Origin of the sequence: Ruania alba (assembly GCF_900105765.1) — a bacterium.
Taxonomy (GTDB): domain Bacteria; phylum Actinomycetota; class Actinomycetes; order Actinomycetales; family Beutenbergiaceae; genus Ruania; species Ruania alba.
This window is the reverse complement of sequence record NZ_FNTX01000002.1, coordinates 2,282,200-2,303,728: the sequence shown is the minus strand read 5'-3', so window position 1 is coordinate 2,303,728 and position 21,529 is coordinate 2,282,200. Positions and strand designations below refer to the sequence as shown.

At 69.2% G+C, this 21,529-nt stretch carries 17 protein-coding genes and 1 pseudogene; 9 read left to right on the top strand and 9 right to left on the bottom strand.

Annotated elements, in window-relative coordinates; genetic code table 11:
- Positions 1–32: 32 nt before the first annotated feature.
- From BLU77_RS20615 to BLU77_RS20595, 5 genes and pseudogenes are all read left to right on the top strand, one after another.
- Positions 33–947, top strand: coding sequence for a DUF7847 domain-containing protein (locus BLU77_RS20615; RefSeq protein ID WP_483880080.1), 915 nt, complete (start codon positions 33–35; stop codon positions 945–947).
- A 4-nt stretch (positions 948–951) separates the two neighbouring features.
- Positions 952–1,611, top strand: a complete 660-nt coding sequence (locus tag BLU77_RS20610) for a DUF4129 domain-containing protein (RefSeq protein ID WP_089775272.1) — start codon at positions 952–954, stop codon at positions 1,609–1,611.
- Positions 1,612–1,727: 116 nt separating this feature from the next.
- A pseudogene (locus BLU77_RS23120) lies at positions 1,728–2,285 on the top strand (DUF4350 domain-containing protein); the annotation flags it as partial.
- A 490-nt stretch (positions 2,286–2,775) separates the two neighbouring features.
- Entirely contained in the window at positions 2,776–3,954 is a 1,179-nt protein-coding gene (locus tag BLU77_RS20600; RefSeq protein WP_245708974.1) for an AAA family ATPase, read from the top strand.
- The gene (locus BLU77_RS20595; protein ID WP_089775265.1) at positions 3,954–5,246 is read left to right on the top strand and encodes a DUF58 domain-containing protein; all 1,293 of its coding nucleotides are present in this window, start codon (positions 3,954–3,956) and stop codon (positions 5,244–5,246) included. Before BLU77_RS20600 ends, BLU77_RS20595 begins: the two co-directional genes overlap by 1 nt.
- Before the next feature lie 113 nt (positions 5,247–5,359).
- Here BLU77_RS20595 and BLU77_RS20590 read toward each other — a convergent pair whose 3' ends face one another.
- Positions 5,360–6,439 (bottom strand): type IV toxin-antitoxin system AbiEi family antitoxin domain-containing protein, encoded by a 1,080-nt coding sequence (locus BLU77_RS20590; RefSeq protein WP_175477269.1) that lies wholly within the window; start codon positions 6,437–6,439, stop codon positions 5,360–5,362.
- A 208-nt stretch (positions 6,440–6,647) separates the two neighbouring features.
- Positions 6,648–7,643, bottom strand: a complete 996-nt coding sequence (locus BLU77_RS20585; protein WP_089775261.1) for a stage II sporulation protein M — start codon at positions 7,641–7,643, stop codon at positions 6,648–6,650.
- A 19-nt stretch (positions 7,644–7,662) separates the two neighbouring features.
- Between BLU77_RS20585 and BLU77_RS20580 the strand changes: the two genes are divergently transcribed.
- Positions 7,663–8,640 carry an RDD family protein gene (locus BLU77_RS20580; RefSeq protein ID WP_245708973.1) on the top strand — a complete coding sequence of 326 codons (978 nt, stop codon included), beginning with the start codon at positions 7,663–7,665 and terminating at the stop codon, positions 8,638–8,640.
- Between the two features lie 64 nt (positions 8,641–8,704).
- On the opposite strand, the gene BLU77_RS20575 is transcribed toward BLU77_RS20580, so the two are convergent.
- The 6 genes from BLU77_RS20575 to ahcY all read right to left on the bottom strand — a co-directional run bounded on the left by BLU77_RS20575 (position 8,705) and on the right by ahcY (position 15,536).
- Positions 8,705–9,463, bottom strand: a complete 759-nt coding sequence (locus BLU77_RS20575; protein WP_089775259.1) for an iron ABC transporter ATP-binding protein — start codon at positions 9,461–9,463, stop codon at positions 8,705–8,707.
- A complete protein-coding gene (locus BLU77_RS20570) occupies positions 9,460–10,533 on the bottom strand; it encodes an iron chelate uptake ABC transporter family permease subunit (protein WP_245708972.1) in 1,074 nt (357 codons plus the stop codon). Before BLU77_RS20570 ends, BLU77_RS20575 begins: the two co-directional genes overlap by 4 nt.
- Positions 10,523–11,533, bottom strand: coding sequence for an ABC transporter permease (locus BLU77_RS20565; RefSeq protein WP_175477268.1), 1,011 nt, complete (start codon positions 11,531–11,533; stop codon positions 10,523–10,525). The genes BLU77_RS20570 and BLU77_RS20565 overlap by 11 nt, the downstream gene beginning before the upstream one ends.
- Before the next feature lie 21 nt (positions 11,534–11,554).
- Positions 11,555–12,559 (bottom strand): siderophore ABC transporter substrate-binding protein, encoded by a 1,005-nt coding sequence (locus tag BLU77_RS20560; RefSeq protein WP_089775257.1) that lies wholly within the window; start codon positions 12,557–12,559, stop codon positions 11,555–11,557.
- 172 nt (positions 12,560–12,731) lie between these two features.
- A complete protein-coding gene (nhaA, locus tag BLU77_RS20555) occupies positions 12,732–14,042 on the bottom strand; it encodes a Na+/H+ antiporter NhaA (protein ID WP_089775256.1) in 1,311 nt (436 codons plus the stop codon).
- A gap of 12 nt (positions 14,043–14,054) precedes the next feature.
- Positions 14,055–15,536 (bottom strand): adenosylhomocysteinase, encoded by a 1,482-nt coding sequence (gene ahcY / locus BLU77_RS20550; RefSeq protein WP_089775254.1) that lies wholly within the window; start codon positions 15,534–15,536, stop codon positions 14,055–14,057.
- Positions 15,537–15,656: 120 nt separating this feature from the next.
- On the opposite strand from ahcY, the gene BLU77_RS20545 reads away from it, so the two are divergent.
- On the top strand, positions 15,657–17,699 hold the full coding sequence (locus tag BLU77_RS20545) for an acyltransferase family protein (RefSeq protein ID WP_139177872.1): 2,043 nt from the start codon (positions 15,657–15,659) through the stop codon (positions 17,697–17,699).
- 3 nt (positions 17,700–17,702) lie between these two features.
- Here the strand turns inward: BLU77_RS20545 and BLU77_RS20540 are convergent, their stop codons facing one another.
- Entirely contained in the window at positions 17,703–18,971 is a 1,269-nt protein-coding gene (locus BLU77_RS20540) for an MFS transporter (protein WP_245708971.1), read from the bottom strand.
- Between the two features lie 54 nt (positions 18,972–19,025).
- Here BLU77_RS20540 and BLU77_RS20535 point away from each other — a divergent pair, with 54 nt between their 5' ends.
- Both BLU77_RS20535 and BLU77_RS20530 read left to right on the top strand, forming a co-directional pair.
- The gene (locus BLU77_RS20535) at positions 19,026–20,198 is read left to right on the top strand and encodes a MalY/PatB family protein (protein ID WP_089775250.1); all 1,173 of its coding nucleotides are present in this window, start codon (positions 19,026–19,028) and stop codon (positions 20,196–20,198) included.
- Between the two features lie 94 nt (positions 20,199–20,292).
- Entirely contained in the window at positions 20,293–21,459 is a 1,167-nt protein-coding gene (locus BLU77_RS20530) for a nucleotide sugar dehydrogenase (protein ID WP_089775248.1), read from the top strand.
- The last annotated feature ends 70 nt before the right edge of the window (positions 21,460–21,529 follow it).

Below are 21,529 nucleotides of genomic sequence, written 5' to 3'. Positions count from 1 at the left end.
CCCCGACGGGCCAGTTCGCGCCGCAACCGGGCATCGTTCCACTGCGACCGCTCACCCTGGGCGAGATCTACGACGGTGCGATCCGCTCGATCCGGGCCAACCCGGTGGTCATGTTCGCCCTGTCCGCCGTCCTGGTCGCCGTCGTCGTCACGGTGCAGGGCATCGCCACTTGGGGCATGCTCGAGGACCTGAACCGCCTGCTGTCGGACCCGGCGGCGCTGGAAGACCTGGACAGCCCCGGAGGCTTGGACACCCTGACCTCCACAGTGCAGTCCGGGCTGCTCGGGTACGGGATCTCAACGGCGGCGTCGTTCCTCATCACCACGGTCCTGACCGGTCTGCTGATCCACTCGGTGAGCCAGTCCGTGATCGGCCGGAAGATGAGCCTCGGGCAGGTCTGGGCAGCGGTGCGTGGCCAGATCCTGCGACTGCTCGGCCTGAGCCTCGTCATCGGTCTGATCCTGATGGTGATCAGCGCTGTGGCCATCGGGCTGGTCACGCTCGCCGCAACGACCGGCGAACCGGGGGTGATCGCTCTGGTGGGGATCGTCGTGGTACTCACGGCGTTCGTCTCCATGATCGCCGTGGTGGTCTTCACCGTGCTCGCCACCCCGGTCCTGGTGCTCGAACGCTCCGGCATCATCACCGCGCTGCGCCGGTCCTTCCAACTGACCCGCCGCTCCTTCTGGCGGATCCTCGGCATCTACCTGCTCACCGTGCTCCTCGTCGGGATCCTGGCGTCGGTGGTCAGCTATCCGTTCGGCATCGTCGGTGGTTTGATCGGTAGTCTCATGGCGATCCAGGTCGCCAGCATGGTCGGCCAGGTGATCTCTCTCGCCGTGACCACACCGTTCATGGCCGCCGTCACCGCACTGTTGTACATCGACGTGCGCATCCGCACCGAGGCGCTGGACGTCGAACTCGCCCGGGCAGCCGAGGCTGCCTGAGTCGATGGCCGGTTTCGTCACAAGGGATGTCCCGCTCACCCCGTCTGCGGACGAGGCGCAGGCGTGGGCGGAAGCCGAGCTGGCCAAGGGGATCTACAACGACGAACCCACCATCCTGGAGCGACTGGCCGACTGGCTCTGGCAGCTCTGGGAGCAGATCGTCGGGATGAACTCCTCGCTCGGGCCGGTGCTGGTACCCCTGGTCGTGCTGGCCGTGGTGGGGGTGCTCGCGGTGGTCGCGCTGCTCCTCGGCGGTCCGGTCCGCCGCCGGCGGCTCGCCCGCGCCGGCAGTAGTGAGGTGCTCAGTGCCGACGACGACCGGTCCGCCGCCGATCTGCGGGCGGCCGCCGAGGCAGCCGCCCGGGCAGGCGACTTCTCACGCGCTGTGCTGGAGCGTTTCCGTGCCATCGTGCGGGGCATGGACGAACGGGTCATCCTGGAGGACCGGCCCGGCCGCACCGCTCACGAGGCAGCCGTCGACGGCGGCACTCGCCTTCCCGCGTGTGCCGAGCAGTTGCTCAGTGCCTCGCGCCTCTTCGACGAGGTCTGTTATGGCCACACCGCACCGACGGCGGCTGACTACGAGCACCTGTGCGAGGTGGATCGGGCTGTGGGGAGCGCACGTCCGCAGCGCGAGCGTCCGGCGGCGGTGGGAGCCCCGTGAGCACCTTCGTCGCCCAGGGTGAGCGCGCCGACGGCCCCGCTGCTTCGCGCACCAGCAACCGCAAGGGAGTGCTCATCGCCGTCGGCGCCGTGGTGGTGCTCCTGCTCGGCACGCTCATGCTCCGCCTCCTCGCTCCACCGACCAGCTCGGCACCGTTGAGCGCGACCAACCCTGAGCCGCCCGGCGCCCGCGCCGCCGCGCAGATCCTCGGCGAGCACGGGGTGGACGTCCAGGAGGTACAGACCACCCAGGCAGTCCTCGATGCCGCCGGCGCCGGCTCCACCCTGCTGATCACCGACCCCGGAATGCTCCGTCCGGAACAACTCACCGCGCTCGGTGGCGTCGACGCCGACATTGTGGTGGTGGACCTGCCCTTCGGCTCGATCGCCGAGATGACCGACCGGGTGACACTGACCGGTGGCGGACCCGAGACCTCCTACGACGCGCAGTGCGCGGACGAGCACGCCACGGCAGCGGCCGAGATCGTCACCGCCGGACCGGGCGTGCAGATCTCCGACGGCGTCGACGGCTGCTTCCCGATCGAGGGCGAGGGAGCGCAGACCTCCTACGCGCTGGCCACCTGGACCGAGGACGGGCAGCGCTGGTCTGTACTACCGAATGCCGCCCCGCTCTCCAACGCCGGCCTCGCCAACGCTGGGAACGCCGCCCTCGTGCTGCGCCTGCTCGGCCAGCACGAGCACGTCGTCTGGTACGTCCCCGATCCCACCGACTCCTTCGGCACCCCGTCGGCCGATCGCGCACCCACGCTGATCCCGCCCTCGCTGGTGGCATTCGGGGGCCTGCTGGCGCTCGCCCTGGTGCTGTGGCGCGGACGCCGCCTAGGGCCGGTGGTGGTCGAGCACCTACCAGTGGTGGTGCGCGCGACCGAGACAACCCGTGGTCGTGGCCGGTTGTACCGACGCAGCCGGGCCTTCGCGCACGCCGGGTCCGCGCTACGCGCCGGCGCTGTCCGACGCCTGGCACGCCGCACCGGCATCAGCCGCACCGCCGAACCCGCCGAGGTCGTGGACACCCTCGCGCGCGCCAGCGGGCGGACCCCGAGGCGATCGACTCCCTCCTGTACGGCCCACCACCCACCGACGACGCGTCCCTGCTGGCGCTCACGCACGCTCTGGACATCTTGGAAGGCGAGGTTCATCGCACATGACGACCACCCCACCGGGACACGGCCCACAGCCCGACCAGGGCCCCCGCACCCCGTATTCGCACGGCGAGGCGTCGCCGGCACCGGCGGCCCCGCCCGAGTACCCGCCGACGGCTGCTGCACCCGCTGGACCTCCGCCGTCGGGACCTGCCTACGCGGGCCCGACGGGCCCGCCGCCCGGGGTTCCCCCGAAGCCCGCCGAGGCTGCACCGGTGGAGTCGGACCAGCAGCAGGAGATCCGCACCTCGCTGGGGCGGGTGCGCGCCGAGGTCGCCAAGGCCGTCGTGGGTCAGGATGCGGCCGTCACCGGGCTGGTGATCGCGCTGCTCTGCCGCGGGCACGTGCTCCTCGAGGGGGTTCCCGGGGTGGCCAAGACGCTGCTCACGCGCACGCTCGGTGCCTCGTTGGACCTGGAGATGAAGCGGGTGCAGTTCACCCCGGACCTGATGCCCGGTGACGTGACCGGTTCACTGGTCTACGACGCGCGTACCGCGGAGTTCTCGTTCCGTGAAGGTCCGGTCTTCACGAACCTGATGCTCGCCGACGAGATCAACCGCACCCCTCCGAAGACGCAGGCGTCCCTGCTGGAAGCGATGGAGGAGCGGCAGGTGAGCGTGGACGGTGAACCACGTTTGTTGCCGGACCCCTTCGTGGTGATCGCCACCCAGAACCCGGTCGAGTACGAGGGCACCTACCCGCTGCCGGAGGCGCAGCTGGACCGGTTCCTGCTCAAGCTCATCCTACCGCTGCCCGAGCGGGCCGCCGAGATCGAGGTGCTGAACCGGCACGCGCACGCCTTCGATCCGCGCAACCTGGCCGCCGCCGGGGTGCGCCAGGTGGCAGGACCGGACGAGCTGGCCGCCGCGCGGGAGGACGTCGCCAGAGTCGAGGTGGGGGCGGACGTGCTCGCCTACATCGTGGACATCTGCCGCGCCACCCGCACCTCGCCCTCGCTCTCCCTCGGAGTTTCCCCCCGAGGTGCGACGGCGTTGCTCGCCACCTCACGTGCGTGGGCCTGGATGTCGGGTCGCCGGTACGTGACTCCGGACGACGTCAAGGCACTCGCGCACCCGACCCTGCGCCACCGGGTGCAGCTGCGCGCCGAGGCCGAGCTCGAGGGCATCAGCACCGAGTCCGTGCTGGACGGGATCCTCGGGTCGGTCCCGGTCCCGCGCTGATGGCGATCACGGGTCGGGCGGTCCTGCTCGTGGCGCTGGGCGTGGTTCCGGTGCTGCTCGTACCGGAGGTGACCACCGTGGTCGCCTGGGCCGTGGCGGTTGCGCTCGTGCTGACCGCGGACACGCTGCTGGCGGCGTCCCCGACCGCCATCGAGGTGGAGCGTGCAACCGCCGGTGCCGTACGCCGGGGCGAGCGCGCCGAGTCCACTCTCACGCTGACCAACACCGGACGCCGCGGGCTGCGTGGTGTGGTCCGCGATGCCTGGCAGCCCACCGCGGGGGCCGACAACAATCGGCACCGGCTGCGGATCACTGTCGATGAGGCGCAGCGGGTGCGCACCACCCTGCGACCCCGGCGGCGCGGGGACCTGTATGCCGACCAGGTCACGATCCGCGCCTATGGTCCCCTCGGGCTCGCCGCACGGCAGGCCTCCCGCGAGGTTCCCGGGGTGATCCGGGTGCTTCCCGAGTTCTCCTCTCGGCGGCACCTGCCCTCCCGGTTGGCCCGGTTGCGGGAGATGGACGGCCGCACCGCAGTCAACGTGCGTGGACAGGGCACGGAGTTCGACTCGCTGCGTGAGTACGTGGTGGGCGACGACGTGCGAGCCATCGACTGGCGAGCCACCGCACGCCGTCAGGAGGTCGTGGTGCGCACCTGGCGCCCCGAGCGGGACCGCCGGGTGCTGCTGGTGCTGGACCTCTCCCGACTCTCGGCCGCCCGGTTGGGCGAGGCCCCACGCCTGGACGCCGGGATCGAGACGTGCCTGCTGATGGCTGCGCTCGCGACGAAGGCGGGCGACCGGGTCGACCTGATCGCCGTCGACGACGGGGTACGAGCCCGGGTGCGTGGCACCCATGGAGCGGCAGTGATGCCCGCGATGGCCGACGGGCTCTCCCAGGTCACCCCCGCACTGGTGGAACCGGACTGGCCGCAGATCACCCAGGCAGTGCGCGACACCCTCTCCCAGCGGGCCCTGGTGGTCGTGATCACCGGTCTGGAGGCGGGCGCTGCCGAGTCCGGGTTGCTGCCCACCGTGGCGACGATCGCCCGGGATCATCAGGTGATCGTGGCCTCCGCCACGGACCCCGATGCAGCCGCGCTGCTTCTTTCGCGGGAGACCTCGGCCGACGTCTTCGACGCGGCTGCGGCCGAACGGGGCGACCTCGAGCGGGACGCGCTGGCCGGTCGGTTGCGCCGGACCGGCGCTGAGGTGGTGGAGCGGGACCCGGAGTCGCTCCCGCCCGGAGTGGCCGACACCTATCTGGCGCTGAAGGCTGCCGGGCGGCTCTGACCGGGCGGCCGACTCACGGCGCCCCCACCTCCAGGCGCTCCACCTCTCTCCCGCGCCCGACCCCACCCGCGCCCCAGCCAACCGCGCCCAGCCCACCCCACGTTGGAACGGGGTTACGGCGTTGGAACACCCTTGCGGGCGCACCTAAGTCCGTTCGAACGACGCAACCCCGTTCGAGCGAACCTACAGCAACCGTCGCCCGCGACGGGTCCTGGGGACGCCGGCGCGGAGCAGCTTTCGCTCGAGGCGATCCGGGCTCGGGACCAGCCGTTCGGCGCCACCCGTCGTCCGCACCCGCCGCCAGCAGTCTCGCCATCCCCACCGGGCCAGGCCGCGCACCTGCTCGCGCAGCTCATCCTCTCGCCGTTTTCATCGATCACTCTCCTCGCCGCGCCGGCGCCCGTCCCTGCACTGCGGTACTTGATGTCGCCGTCGGCCTCACCGACGATGTCCGCCTCCTCCCAGTAGAAGTCGACGTACACCACCCCCGACGGCACCTCGATCGCCACCTGGCGCCGTGGCGCAGCGAAGCCGAGTTGCTCGATGAGCAGTCCGCTGAGCGTCTCGAGCGGAGACTCCGCTCCGATCGTGACTCGATCAAGGACCGGTCGCATGCGCTGCGAGCCGTGGTAGGGAAGCATCCGTTCGTGCTCCGCGTGCAACGCCTCCGGAGTCGTCAGCGGTGGCGTGTCCGCGAACCGGTGGATCCGGCATGCTGCGTCGGCCGCGACGAGAGTGGCGAGCAGCGGCATCCGCCGAGCAGTTTGGATCAGGGAGAAGTTCACATCCGTGATCTCCTCCCCCTGGGCCGTCGAGGTGGGGACTATGGTGCGCCGTGCGACCTCCACCACGCCTGTGCTACGCCGTCCGTGCGCGGTACCAGACATGACGAAGACGTCCTTCGGCCAGGGACCGATGATCGGCAGACCCAGTAGTACGAGAGCGGACGGACCGGTGAAGACGGGATCGCGGCGGTTGCATGCCACCGCAAGCACCTGATCGCGATACCTCGCCGCAGCGCGCTCAGCCTTCGTCCCAGCCTCTTGGGCTGCCGCCGGCCGGTACACCCCACGCCGCACGCGCACCAGACGACCGTCGCGATGAGCGCGGCGAAGACTCCCGTCCAGCCCGGACGCCGAGGCGTCGGCGAAGGTGATCAGCTCGCGTGCCGGTTTGCGCTCCGGAGTACCCATGGCCGGCATGCCATCACACGCGCCGGGCCCTCGCCGGCGGCCACCGCGCACTTGTGGATAATCGTGCATCGGCGCGCAGCCGGTGGATGCGTACTCCTCACCCGTTGGAACGCCATTCCGGCGTTCCAATGCGCGGTAGGTGGGCGGTGGCTACGCAGCAGGGTGACGCAGGCCGGGGCAGCGCGGGGCGTGGCGCGATGGGAACGGGTCAAGCCGCCATGGCTACCGTGTCCTCGGCATGCTCGGCACGTACGTCGCCGGTCTCACCATCCCGGACTGCATGCCGGCCCAGCACGATCGTGTAGATCCAGTAGGCGGCCAGCACCATGGCTCCGATGGTGATCTTCACTCCGGTGGGCAGGTCCGACGGTGTTACGAACCCCTCGACGAGGCCGCTCACCCCGAGGACGACCACCAGCCCGATCGCCACGGTGAACACTGCCCTGCCCTCCTCCGCGAGCGCCCTGGACCGGGTACGCGGCCCGGCGAACGCCCACGCGAAGAACAACCGCAGCCCCGCTCCGGCGGCGATGAAGATCGCACTCAGCTCCATCAGTCCGTGTGGGAGGATGAGGGCGAAGAACAGGTCGAGCTGACCGTGCTCGGCCATCACCGCACCGGCCATCCCCACGCCCACCGCATTCTGCACGAGCACGTAGACCGGGAAGATCCCCGTGATCCCACCGGCGATGCACTGCGCCGCGATCCAGGCATTGTTCGTCCACACCTGGGCGGCGAAGTCCGGCGCCGGGCTGTTGGAGTAGTACGCCTCGAACAACTCGTTCGCATACTGCTCACGCTCGCTCGGGGTGCCCATCTGGGCAAGCAGCTCCGGGTCTCCCACCGCGCGCATCCCTGTGGCGACCCCGACGATGCAGAAGAAGGCCAGGGCGGCCAAGGTGAGCCATCTGGCCCGGTAGAACGCCGCAGGCAACGAGATCACCACGAACCTCGTCACGTCGCTCCACGCCGGCTCGTGTGCTCCGGCGATCACACCACGGGCTCGGGCGAGCAGACCGGAGAGGCGGGTCACCACCGTCGGGTCCGGTGCCGAGGTACGCACCTTCGACAGGTGGGTCGCGGTGAGCTGGTAGAGCTGGACGAGTTCGTCCGCCTCGGCACCGGTCCGGCGCCGCGCGCGCACGAGCGTGTCGAGGCGGTCCCACCGCGCGGCATTCACCGCAACGAACGCATCAATGTCCACACCAGCTAATCTGCCATAGATGAGTGCCCCGCTGCCGCCGTCCGGCCCACCCACCGCTGAGCCGGCCACGCCCGTGGCCGGCAATCCGTATGCCACGGCGAGCGCGGATCGGGCGACGGTTCCTCAGCGGCTGACACACCCGTCCGCACCACGGCGCGGATCGACGACGACCCGACCGGTCGGCCTGCCGACCGACCTCATCGTGACCGGAGAGGCGGTCGCGCTCGAGGCCCGCCCGGCGATGCTGCTCAGTCGGGTCGGTTCGGGTCTGATCGACATTGCCGTGAGCGTCGTCGGCGGTCTGCTGGTGCTGGTTCCCGGGTTGTATTTCGCGTCGAACCAGGCTCAGTTCGGTGCGGTCTACATCACGGCCCTCGCGATGGCCATGGTGGTGATCCCTACGACCGTCGAGACCCTCACCCGCGGGCTCTCCGCCGGAAAGGTGGCCACGGGGATCCGTGTGGTCCGTACCGACGGCGGACCGGTCCGGTTCCGGCAAGCCTTCGTCCGGGCTCTGACCGGTGTGATCGAGGTATGGGTGTCCTTCGGGGTGATCGCGGTGATCACCTCCCTGATCAATGCCCAGGGCAAGCGACTGGGTGACCTGCTCGCCGGAACCTACGCCGTCCGTGCCCGCGGGAGTGAAGCAGCCCTCGCCCCACTGCTGATGCCCCCGGACCTTGCCGGGTGGGCCGACCATGCCGACATCCGCCGTCTCCCGTCCGGCCCCGCACTGCACGCACGCATCTTCCTGGGAAGAACTGGCAGCCTGCGGCCGGACATCCGGGAGCAGGCTGCCCGGTCGTTGGCCGCGCTCATCGAGCCCTACGTCTCTCCACCCCCACCCTGGGGGACGCATCCGGAGAGGTTCCTGGCCGCCGTCCTGGTGGCCAGGCGGGACCGTGAGTACGAGGCGGCCGCGCGCCGTCAGCAGACCGAGCATGCCGAGGCCGAGCGGATGCGCCGTCTCCCGTACGGGATGGCCGACTTCTCGTAGCCGGGCCGACGCTGATACGTACCGCCCCGCAGCATCCTGCCCGGTTCTACGCATCCACGTCGTCTCAGCCGGCTGTCAGTGCCACCCATCGCCCCTCAACGCGGCACACGCTCACCGGGATGTCGTAGATCGACTCGAGGATCTCCGAATTCATCACCTCACCGGCCGGCCCGTCGCAGACCACGATCCCGTCCCGCATCGCCACGATCCGGTCGGCGTAGGTCGCGGCCACGTTGATGTCGTGCAGGACCACCACGATGCGCTTGCCGAGGTCGTCGGCCATCCGGCGCAGCAACCGCATGATCTCCACTGCATGCTTGAGGTCGAGGTTGTTGAGCGGTTCGTCCAGCAGCACGTACCGGGTGTCCTGGGCCAGCACCATCGCCACGAACGCCCGCTGGCGTTGTCCGCCGGAGAGCTGATCGAGGTAGCGGTCTCGGAACGGCTGCAGCTCCAGGTAGTCCAGTGCCCGCTCCACGTGGTCACGGTCGTCGGTGGTCAGCCTGCCCCGCGAGTGGGGGAACCGGCCGAACTCCACCAGGTCCGCCACGGTCAGGCGGGCGGCGATGTGGTTGTCCTGGCGCAGCACCGCCAGCCGCGTGGCCAGGATGCGCGAGGGGGCAGTGGCCACATCGAGGTCATCGATGCGCACCCGACCCTCATCGGGCTGGATCAGCCGCCCGATCACCGAGAACAGGGTCGACTTGCCGGCACCGTTGGGCCCGATGAGAGCGGTCACGCCTTCACCGCCGAAGGTGAGCGAGACCTGGTCGAGCACGGTCGCGGAGCCGTAGCGCTTGGTAGCGCCGTCGAGCACGATCATCGCGCCCCCTTTCGTAGCACGAGGTAGAGGAAGAACAGGCCACCGGCGAACTCGATGATCATCGCCAGGGCGCCGCCGAAGCCGAATACCCGCTCCAGCACCAGCTGCCCACCCACCAGGCAGACCATTCCGAGCCCGACGGCGGCCGGCAGGGTGAACCGGTGCCGGAAGCTGCCCACGTAGGAGTATGCGAGGTTGGCCACGATCAGCCCGAAGAACAGGATCGGGCCCACCATCGAGGTGGAGGCGGCCACCATCACCGAGACGATGGCGAACAGCCCCATCACCACCCGCCGGTGGTCGATCCCGAGACCGACGGCCATCGACTCCCCGAGCGTGAGCACGTCCAGGATCCGCAGCAGCGGGATCACGGCGATCACCCCGGCCACGACGAGTCCGCCGGTGAGCAGCAGCAGCGTCTCGTCGGGGCGGCTGAGCGAGGCGAACATGGCATCGGTGACCACCTGGAAGTCCAGCGGGTCGAGCATCCGTTGCATCCACTCCGACAGCGCGCGCAGCAGGGTGCCAAGCACGATGCCCACGAGCAGCATCAGATGCAGTGAACGTCGCTTACCACCGAAGAGCCAGGTGAACAGCAGCACGCTGAAGGCCACCATCACGATCACTTGGCCGAACCAGATCGTGAGCGAGTCCGCGTTCAGGAACGCGGCCGATCCGAGGAAGAAGACCATCGCGGTGGCCGTCAGCCCGTAGAAGGCGTCGAAACCCATGATGGACGGCGTCAGGATACGGTTGGCGGTGATCGTGTGGAACACCACGGTGGACACACCCACCGCGATGGAGACCACCAGCATCGCCAGCACCGTCATGCCGCGGATCGTGACGGCGAACGCGAGCGATCCAGGCACGTCGGTCAGCAGGTAGCACGCCACCAGCGCGACGACGGCGACGCCCAGCACCGCGAGCCGGGCGCCAGGGCTCTGCCACAGTCTGCGCAGGCCGCGTGGTTGCGTGGCGTTGTGGACCTCCCCCTGCGCTGGTGACTCAGTGGGCGCCGGAGCGCCCGCGTGCCTCACCGGGGTGCGGGCCGTCGTCGGATCAGTGCGCACGGGACCTCTCCCGCAGCAGCAACCAGAGGAAGGTGCCGGCACCGACGATGCCCACGATCACCGAGAGCGGGATCTCGTAGGGGAAGCGCACCACTCGGGCCAGGATGTCGCAGGCGAGGATGAACAGCGCTCCCAGTCCGGCCACCCAGGGGATGGCCCGGCGGACGTTGTCACCGATGATCAGGCTGACGACGTTCGGCACGACCAGGCCCAGGAACGGCACGATCCCGGCGGTGGCCAGCACCGTGGCGGTGATGACCGCGATGATGATCATTCCGACGGCCATCACGCGCCGGTAGTTCAGCCCGAGGTTCGTGGCGAAGTCCTCACCGAGGCCGATCACCGAGAAGCGGTCGGCGGCAACCCAGGCGAGGACCACCATGGCACCGGCGAGCCACAGCAGCTCGTACCTCCCGGCCATCACGGACGCGAAACTGCCCTGGGCCCACTGCCCCAGGGACTGCAGCAGGTCCATCCGGTAGGCGATGAATGTGGTGAAAGCGCCCGCTACGCCCCCGAGCATGATGCCCACGAGCGGCACCAGCACGAGCTGGCGCACCGGGACCGCCTTGATCACCTGCAGGAACACCCAGGTGCCCGCCAGCCCGAACACGGCCGCCACCCCCGCCTTGCCGACCACCGGCAGTGCCGGGGCGACGATGATGCAGCCGAGCATGCCGAGGGTGGCGAACTCGGTGACGCCGGTGGTGCTCGGCTCGACGAACCGGTTGCGCACCATCATCTGCATGACCAGGCCGGCGATTCCGAGGGAGGCTCCCACCAGCAGCACGGCGACGGTGCGCGGGATGCGGCTGACCAGCAGCAGGAACGCCGCGTGGGAGTCGGCGTCCGCGCGCAGCAGCGAGGCAGGCGTGACGTCGGAGACGCCGATGAACACGCTCGCCACCGAGAGCGCTACCAGTGCCACGCCGACGGCGACACCCACCCCGGTCCGCGAGGAGCGAACCGGGGTGGGCGCGTGGGTGGTGAGGGTCGACACAGGAGTGAGCTCGCTGATCCTCTACAGTGCGGCGGAGATGTCGTCGATCATCAGCTGCGTGGTGTCCAGCCCGCCGTAGACGATGTACCAGGCCACCGGGTTGAGGTAGTGGATGGCGTCGTTGGTGGCAGCGGTCGTCTCGTTGATGATGTCGTTGTCGAGCACCTCGGCGGCGGCCTCGGCATCGTCGGCGCCGATGGCCTGGTCGCGGTCGATCACGAACAGGTGGTCGGGGTTCTGCTCGAGCACGAACTCGAAGGAGACCGGCTCACCGTGGGTGGCGCCTTGGATGTCGTCGATCACCGGCTGCACACCGAAGACGTCGTACATGATGCCGCTGCGATAGGTAAACCCGCCTTCGGTTCCCCCGCTGGCCGCGAGCGCACTGAGGCTGCCGCCCGAGACCATCAGACCGAGTCCGGTCCCCAGGTCAGCGGTCCTGGCGCGCACCTCCTCGATCTGGGCGTTGAGACTGTCGACAGCCTCGACAGCCTCTTCTTCGGCTCCGAGCACCTCACCGAGGAAGGTGGTGTTGCGCTCGAGCGTCTCGAGGTAGGTGCCCGCCGGGCTCAGGTCCACGGTGGGGGCGATCTCGTTGAGGTCTTCCCACAGGCCCGAGGAGCGGCCGGAGACGAGGATCAGGTCGGGCTGCTGAGCCTCGATCGCCACGAGGTCGGCTTCGAAGAGCGTGCCAGCGTTAAAGGCGTCGTCGGCCAGGTAGTCGCTGAGGTAGTCCGGCACGAAATCGAGTGGTGCACCGGAGACCTGTCCGCCCAGGGCACCGATGGTGTCCAGGCTGGCGATATCGAAGGCGACGATGGTCTCGGGGGCGACCGGCGCCTCGACGGTCGTGGACTCGTACTCGGGCTCCTCGTCCTCGCCGGCGAGGTTGCGGTCCCAGGTGAAGGACACGGTCTCGGCCGACTCCTCTGGCTCGACGGCGTCACCGGCTCCGCCGCAGGCGGCCAGGATCATCGAGGATGCAGCCACGAGTGCAATCGCGGCCGCAGGGCGCTTCAAGGACATGGGTCGTTCTCCTCGGTATGGGCGGACCGTCTCGGTCCAGCGAGACGAGCGATCAGCGGCGACACACACCAACCAACTCGTTGTTAGTAGAGCCTAACCTACACAAGGTTAGGCTTACCTAAACCACTTTTCGACGTGACGCACGTCACCACCGAGCCCCGCGCGAGCAGGACTACTCGGCGTTCTCGTCGTCGTCGACGACGCCGCTGCTCCCCCGGGCCCGATGAACGCGACCGCGCCACCACAGGATCGCGCTCCCGATCAAGGCAGCCAGCACGGATGCGCTCAGCACCGCGATCTTGGCGTGCTCGTCCCGCTCATGGCCCACCCCGAAGGCCAGCTCGGCCACCAGCAGCGAGACCGTGAAGCCGATTCCGGCCAGGGCCCCGACGCCGAGCACGTCGCTCCAGCCGATCCCGGGTGAGAGGTTCGCATGCCGGGTTCTGGAGATGAGCCAGGTGGCCCCGACGATCCCGATCGGTTTGCCGATCAGGAGCCCCAGCGCCACTCCCCGTAGCACCGGATCAGCCCAGGCGTCACCGAGAACGCTCGGATCCACCGATACACCGGCGGTGAAAAGCGCGAAGATCGGCACCACCACGCCGGAGGAGATCGGGCGCCAGAGATGCTCGAAGTACTCGGCGACCGAGGCGTCGCGGGACAGTTGCCGCGGCAGCCGATCGGCAGCCTTCCCCCGCAACGGAAGGGCCGGCGCCACCATGCCCAGTGCCACGCCTGCGATGGTGGCGTGGATCCCGGAAGCGTGCATCGCCAACCAGGTCAGCACGGCGAGCGGGATGAGCAGGTACCAGGAGGTGATCCCCCGCCGCACCAGCACGGCGAACAGTGCCACACATGCGGCTGCCGCGAGCAGCCACGCCAGCGTCAGCCCGTCACTGTAGGCCACCGCGATCACGATGATCGCCAGCAGATCGTCCACGACGGCGAGGGTGAGCAGGAAGGCACGTAGCGAGGCCGGCAACCATTTGCCCACCAGGGCGAGCACGGCGACCGCGAAGGCGATGTCGGTGGCGGTCGGGATCGCCCACCCGTGCGGTGCACCATTGGCGGCGGTGAGGTTGAACGCCAGGTAGATGACTGCCGGCACCACCATGCCGCCCACCGCTGCTGCCACCGGCACGATGGCCGTGGACAGACGGCGCAGCTCGCCGGTCACGATCTCGCGCTTCAGCTCCACACCCACCACGAAGAAGAAGACAGCCAGCAGCCCGTCTGCTGCCCACTCCCCCACCGTGAGGTCGAGGTGCAGCGACTCGCTGCCGATCACGGTGTCCCGGATCGTCGCGTAGGACTCCTGCCACGGCGAGTTCGCCCAGACCAGCGCGAGCACGGCGCCGATGATCAGCAGCAGCCCACCCATGGACTCGCCACGGAGCGTATCGGCCATGTTCCGCAGGCCACCCGCGGAGAGCTTGCCGAAGAGCGGCTCGACCAGGGGCGACTCGTGATCGCGGTTGCTCATCTGCTGGGAGCGTCAGTAGCGGTAGTGCTCAGACTTGTACGGTCCAGCCACGTCGACGTCGATGTACTCCGCCTGTTCCTTGGTGAGCTCGGTCAGTTCCACCCCGAGGGCGTCCAGGTGCAGGCGTGCGACCTTCTCGTCGAGGATCTTCGGCAAGCGATGCACGTCGAGCTCATAGTCCGACGTCGGGTCCCACAGCTCGATCTGTGCGATCACCTGGTTCGCGAACGAGTTGCTCATCACGAAGGAGGGGTGTCCGGTGGCGTTGCCGAGGTTCAGCAGGCGTCCTTCGGACAGGACGATGACTGATCGCTCGGGCTGCCCGGTCTCCTCGTCCGCCGGGAGGACCCATTCGTGCACCTGCGCCTTGATCTCCTGGCGGCGAACGCCGGGGAGCTGAGCCAGGCCCGCGATGTCGATCTCGTTGTCGAAATGGCCGATGTTGCCCACGACGGCCTTGTCCTTCATCGCGGCGATGTGCTTGGCCGTGATGACGTTCATGTTGCCCGTGGTGGTGATGAAGAAGTCCGCCGATGCCAGCACCGACTCCAGTCGCACCACCTGGTACCCGTCCATCGCCGCCTGAAGGGCGCAGATCGGGTCCACCTCGGTGACCACCACGCGGGCACCCTGCCCACGGAAGGCCTCGGCAGCCCCCTTGCCCACGTCGCCGTAGCCACAGACGACGGCGACCTTGCCGCCGATGAGGATGTCGGTGGCGCGGTTGATGCCGTCGGGCAGCGAGTGCCGGATGCCGTAGCGGTTGTCGAACTTCGACTTCGTCACGGAGTCGTTCACGTTGATCGCAGGGAAGAGAAGGTCCCCAGTCGCGGCGAGCTGATAGAGGCGGTGCACACCGGTGGTGGTCTCCTCGCTCACGCCACGGATCCCACCGGCGATCGCGCTCCACCGCCCTGGGTCGGCATCGAGGGAACGGCGGATCACGTCGAGGAAGACAGTCTTCTCCTCCGAGTACCCCACGTCGCCGGGCTTCGGCGCGGGTGGCACCACCCCTGCCTCCTCGTACAGGCGCCCCTCGTGCACAAGCATGGTGGCGTCACCACCGTCGTCGAGGATCAGGTTCGGGCCCTCGTGCGGCCACAGCAGGATCTGCTCGGTGCAGTCCCAGTACTCCTCGAGCGTCTCCCCCTTCCAGGCGAACACGGGAACGCCCTGCGGGTCCTCCGGCGTCCCGTGCGGTCCGACGACCACCGCGGCTGCCGCTTCGTCCTGGGTGGAGAAGATGTTGCAGCTGGCCCACCGCACCTGGGCACCGAGCGCAGTGAGCGTCTCGATCAGCACCGCCGTCTGCACGGTCATGTGCAACGAACCGGCGATCCGAGCCCCACGTAGCGGCTGCTCGTCGCCGTACTCCTTGCGCAGGGCCATCAGGCCCGGCATCTCGTGCTCGGCCAGCCGGATCTGATGGCGGCCGGCGGTGGCGAGGGACAGGTCCCGGACCTTGTACTGCCCAGGAATCTCGGAGAACGTCATGCCAGCCAGCGTAGCCCGGAGTGACGTTCACTATCGCGCGCTGGGACGGGGTGGTCCGAGATCCGTCAGCACAGGCAACGATCAGTACCATCGTCGGTGTCCACAGCCAGGGAGCAACGCGTGCCTTCTCATTCCGCCGATACCGAGCGGCCTCGCACGCGACCCTCACGCCGTGCCGAGATCGAAGGGCTGCGCGCGGTCGCGGCCGTGCTGGTGGCCCTTTATCACATCTTCGTGGGGCGGGTCTCTGGCGCCGTGGACGTGTTCTTCGTGGTGGCCGGGTTCCTCATCACGACGTCGCTGCTGCACCAGGTGCACGCCTCGGGGCGGGTGCAGATCGGCACCTATCTCTCCCGGCTCGCGCGCCGTCTGCTTCCGACGGCGTTGGTGGTGCTCGTGGTGGTGCTCGCCAGCATGCCGTGGTGGTTGCCCAGTACCCGCCTGCGAGCCACGTTCTCGGAGGTGGCAGCATCCGCGCTCTACCTGGAGAACTGGGCGCTCGCCGCCAAGGCCGTGGACTATCTGGCCCGCGACCAGGCCCCGAGCCCCGTGCAGCACTTCTGGGCGATGTCGGTGCAGGGGCAGTTCTACCTGCTGTGGCTCGGTCTGTTCCTCCTCGTGCTCTGCTGGGGTGCAGCGTCATTGCGCCGTCACCTGACGATCGCGATCGTGGGGCTGTTCGCGGGCTCCTTCACGTTCTCGGTCCTGCTCACCCAGGCGAACCAGCCGTTGGCGTACTTTCACACGGCCACCCGCATGTGGGAGTTCGCCGCAGGCGCTCTGGTGGCCCTGGCACCGGCGGCGTTGACCCATCTGCGCGCCCCGGTGCGTGCCGCGGGCGCGTGGCTGGGACTGCTGATGATCGTCAGCACCGGGCTCGTATGGCCCGTTTCCACGTCGTTCCCCGGCTGGGTGGCAGCGTGGCCGGTGGCCGGGGCGGTGCTGATCCTGTGGTGTGCGTACCCGAGCGGTCAGGCGCCTCGGTGGTCGGCCGAGCATCTGCTCGGTTCCCGCCCACTGACCTGGTTGGGCGGCTACTCCTACGGGCTCTACCTCTGGCACTGGCCGTTGCTGACCATCGTGCTGGCCCGTTCGGGCTCGACCGAGGTCGGCCTGCTGCCCGGCCTCGGGATCATTGCCGCGGCACTGGCCCTGAGCGTGCTCACCACCCGCCTGGTGGAGGCACCCATCCGCTCCCGGACGATCCGGATGCCGTGGCGTGCGATCGCCGTCGGCCTGGCCGCCGTGCTGACGGTGGCCACCACGGCGGGCATGCTGTCCTGGCGGGCTCAGGACGAGCCGCTACCGGTGAGTGCGGGTCCGCAGGCCCACCCCGGTGCCGCCGTGCTCCTGCCCGACGGTCCGCTCGCGCCGGAGGACGACGGTGCCTCCGTCTACCCCTCCCCGGCGGCTGCCACCCAGGACAAGGCCGCGGTGTACGAGGACGAATGCCACCAGAACCAGGAGTCCGCCGAACCGCTGGCCTGCGAGTACGCAGATCCCGACGGCGCCATCACCGTGTATCTGATCGGGAGCAGCCATGCGGCGCACTGGTTCCCGGCGATGGAGCAGGTCGCCATCAGCAGCGGGTGGCGGTTGGTCTCGATCACGAAGAGCAGCTGTGTGTTCAGCACCCAGCCGGACGGTCCCACCGAGATCTCAGGGACCGCGTTGAGCTCCTGCGAGCGCTGGAACCGCAACGTGATGGACCTGATCGAGGCGGACCCGCCGGACCTGGTGGTGACCACCGGCACGCACGGCAACGCCGACCGGGGCCGGACGGTCCCGCCGGGATATCTGGCGCACTGGGAGACGCTGTCCAGCTGGGGTGTGCCGGTGGTGGCCATCCGGGACACCCCGTGGTGGCCCTCCGCACGGCCGGACTGCCTGGCGCTGCACGGCACCGGCAGCAGCGCGTGCGACGCGCTGCGCGAGGACCTCATTGCGCCGGTGGACCCGACGGCGCAGGTCACCCTCCCGCCGACCGTCTCCTTCGTGGACCTGAACGACTACGTCTGCCCGGACCGATGGTGCCCGGCGGTGATCGGGAATGTGCTGGTGTACTACGACTCGCACCACCTCACCGCCACGTATTCGCGCAGCCTTGCCCCGATGCTCGCGGCCTCACTCACCGAGGCCGGGTTCGCTGCCTCGGCGGACTGAGCGCTACCGGGCGGGCGGCGCGGCAGGAGCCGCTGGTGCGATGCGCACCGCGGGCAGGAGCAGCACGACCGCCGGCACCAGGAGCACCGCACCGGCAAGGTTCACGGCGGTGAACCCGCCCCAGGCGAGGATCGTGCCGGCCAGTGCGGCCGCGACGGCGCCGGCTACGTTCATCCCGGCGTCGGTGGCTCCCTGCAGAGGCACCCGTACGTGTTCCTCGGTGCTCGCCAGCAGCGCCGAGGCAGCGATCACGCAGCCCGACCAGCCGAGGCCGAGCACGGTCAGCGCCACCGCCGTGAGCACCCCGCCGCCACCCGTGCCCGCAGCGACCAGGCCGAGCACGATGGCCACCACCAGCAGGACCATCCCACCGCCGGCCGTGCGGACCGCTCCAAACCTGTCGGCGCACCAGCCGAAGACGGGGCTCAGGCCGAACATGCCCAGGATGTGCAGGCTGATCACCACGCCCACCACGGTCAGCGACATCCCGTGGTGCTGCAGGTGCAGGGGCGTCATCACCATGATCATCACCATCACCGCGTGCGCTGAGGCGGTCAGGACGACGGCGAAACGTGGCACGGCGGACCGGCTCGCCCACCGCAGGGCGGCCAGGGCGCCCACTGGTGCCAGCGCTGAGGTGACCTCCCCGGGGAAGGTGGGCTCCGCCGTCGGGCGGGTCAGGCGCGGATAGCCGATGGCCAGGGCCAGGCCGGCCAGGGCGAACGCGACGAGGGAGAACAGGTACGGGCCGGCCAGCTCGGGCAGTCCGGCGGCGATGCCCACCCGGTCCCCCGGTTCGGAGAGGTTCGGCCCAGCGACCGAGCCGATCGTGGTGGCCCAGATGACGATGGCCATCGTGCGCCCCCGGGTGGCCGCGGGGGCGTTCTCGCCCGCGGCATAGCGCGACTGCAGGTTGACCGCTTGGGCCACGCCGAACAGGCCCAGGCCGAGCAGCAGCAGAATCAGCTGATCCACGACGGCGGCCGTCAGGATGGTCAGTGCCCCCACCGTGGCGAGGGCGTAGCCCAGGGCGAGGGACCGCCGTCGGCCATGTCGGGCCGCGATGCGGGCGAGCGGCACGGCAGCCACCGCTGCGCCGAGCACGCTGGCGGCCTGGCCAAAGCCTGCCACGGAGGCACCGCCAAGGCGTTCGGTCAGGAGTGCCCCAACCGCCACGCCGGAGGCCACACCCACCCCGCCGAGCAGGTTGCTGATGAGCAGCATCGCAATCGCGCGGCGGTTCCGGCTCGCGGTGTCGACGGCGGTGGTCACCGGACGATTGTTGCACTGCGCACGGGCCCGGCAAGGCTGCGAGAGGATGGGCGCATGGATGACAAGGCGATGCCGTCCCTGGACGATCTGACGGTCGAGCACCTGCGGGCCGTCGGTAGCGTCAAGTGGACGGCCTTTCCGGACAAGATCGGCGCGTTCGTGGCCGAGATGGACTTCCCGATCGCCGCGCCGATCACGCAGGCGCTGCACGCAGCCGTGGACGTCGGTGCGTTCGGGTATCTCCCCGCCGCTACCGCGGATGCCATGTCGCAGGCGTATGCCACGTGGGCGAATGAGCACTACGCCTGGCAGGTGGACCCGGCCGACGTGCACCCGGTGGCGGACGTGCTGGCGGCGCTGGAGCTGACGATCGACTTCTTCACCGAGCCGGGAACGGCAGTGGTGCTCCCGACTCCTGCCTACATGCCGTTCCTCACCGTGCCGCTGACGCACGGGCGACGCATCATCCAGGTGCCAATGGCGCGCGAGGGCGACCGGTACGTCTACGACCTCGACGCCCTGGACGCGGCGTTCGCCGACGGTGGCGGGCTGCTCGTGCTGTGCAACCCGCACAACCCCATCGGGCGGGTGCTCGAAGCGGACGAGATGCGGGCCGTGGCCGAGGTGGTCGAGCGGCACGGCGGGCGGGTGTTCTCCGACGAGATCCACGCCCCGCTGGTCTACGCACCCGCCCGGCACGTGCCGTACGCATCGGTCAGCGAAACCGCTGCAGGGCACACGATCACGGCCACGTCGGCGTCGAAGGCATGGAACCTGCCTGGCATGAAGTGCGCCCAGGTGGTCCTCTCCAGCGACGCCGACCGTGCACTGTGGCGCCGGCACGGGAAATCGTTCGAGCACGGCGCCGCCAATCTGGGCGTGATCGCGAACACGGCGGCCTACGCCGCGGGAGAGCCGTGGTTGGACGAGGTGCTCGGCTACCTCGACGGCAACCGTCGACGACTGGCCGAGCTGGTGGCCGAGCACCTGCCGGGTGTGAGCTACACACCGCCGGAGGGCACCTACCTGGCCTGGCTCGACTGCGCCGACCTGGACCTGCCCGGTCCACCCGCGGGGTTCTTCGCCACCCACGCCGGAGTCGCGACGACCGACGGCGGCCAGTGCGGGGAGGTCGGGCGCACGGCCCTGCGGTACAACTTCGCCACCCCGCGGCCGATCATGGAGCGGAGCCTGGCGGCCATGGGGCGGGCGCTTCGGCAGCGATGACGCCTGACGCGGCGCACGCGTCGAGATGCGCTCCGTCCGCCGTGCGGGCACGTATCGTGAGCCTGTTCGCCACCCCAGACGAGGAGCCTCAGCAGTGAAGATCGCCATCGCGGGAACCGGGTACGTGGGCCTGTCCATGGCTGCCCTGCTAGCCCAGCATCATCAGGTCTGCGCTCTAGATATCGACCCCGAGCGTGTCGCACAGGTCAACGCAGGGCGTAGCCCGATCGTCGATACCGAACTCGAGGAGTACCTCGGCTCGGGCAGGCTCTCCATCGAGGCCACATTGGACACCACAGTCGCCTACTCCGGTGCCGACTTCGTGATCGTTGCCACTCCGACGAACTACGACGAGCAGGCGAACTTCTTCGACACCTCTACGGTCGAACAAGTGATAGCCGACGTCACGCGCATCAATCCCGGTGCCGTCGTCGTCATCAAATCAACGATCCCGGTGGGCTTTATCGCCCGGATCCGGGAGGAGAACCCCGACTTGCGCGTGTTCTTCTCCCCGGAGTTCCTGCGCGAGGGGCGCGCCCTGGCAGACAACCTGCACCCGTCCCGGATCGTCGTGGGCGACCGTGGTGAGGACGGCCAGCGGTTCGCCGAACTGCTCCTTGAGGGCGCGCATGAGACGGTTGTTCCCGTCCTGCTCACCGACCCCACTGAGGCCGAGGCGATCAAGTTGTTCGCCAACACGTATCTCGCGCTGCGCGTGGCCTACTTCAACGAGTTGGACTCATTCGCCGCCAGCCACGGACTCAACTCCGAGCAGATCATCCAGGGTGTCGGCCTCGACCCGCGGATCGGCACCCATTACAACAACCCGTCCTTCGGGTACGGCGGGTACTGCCTGCCGAAGGACACCAAGCAACTGCTGGCCAACTACCAGGACGTCCCGCAGAACCTGATCCACGCCGTCGTGGAGGCGAACACCACCCGCAAGGACTTCATCGCCGCCGATGTATTGCGACGCGATCCCGAGGTGGTGGGGGTGTACCGGCTGGCGATGAAGTTCGGCTCGGACAACTTCCGCACCTCGGCGATCCAAGGCATCATGAAGCGGATCAAGGCCAAGGGTGTGGAGGTCATCCTCTATGAGCCCGAGCTAGCCGACAGCCACTTCTTTCATTCGCCGGTGGTGCGGAACTTGGACGAGTTCAAAGCCCGAGCGGACGTGATCCTGACGAACCGCCATCATTCAGATCTCGACGACGTCCCGCACAAGGTCTACACCCGGGACGTATATCACCGGGACTGATTCTCTCCGCGCCGACGGCATGCCGCAGTGCGCCTTCGACGCCCTCTGCCGTACGGTGACAGGCGTCGCC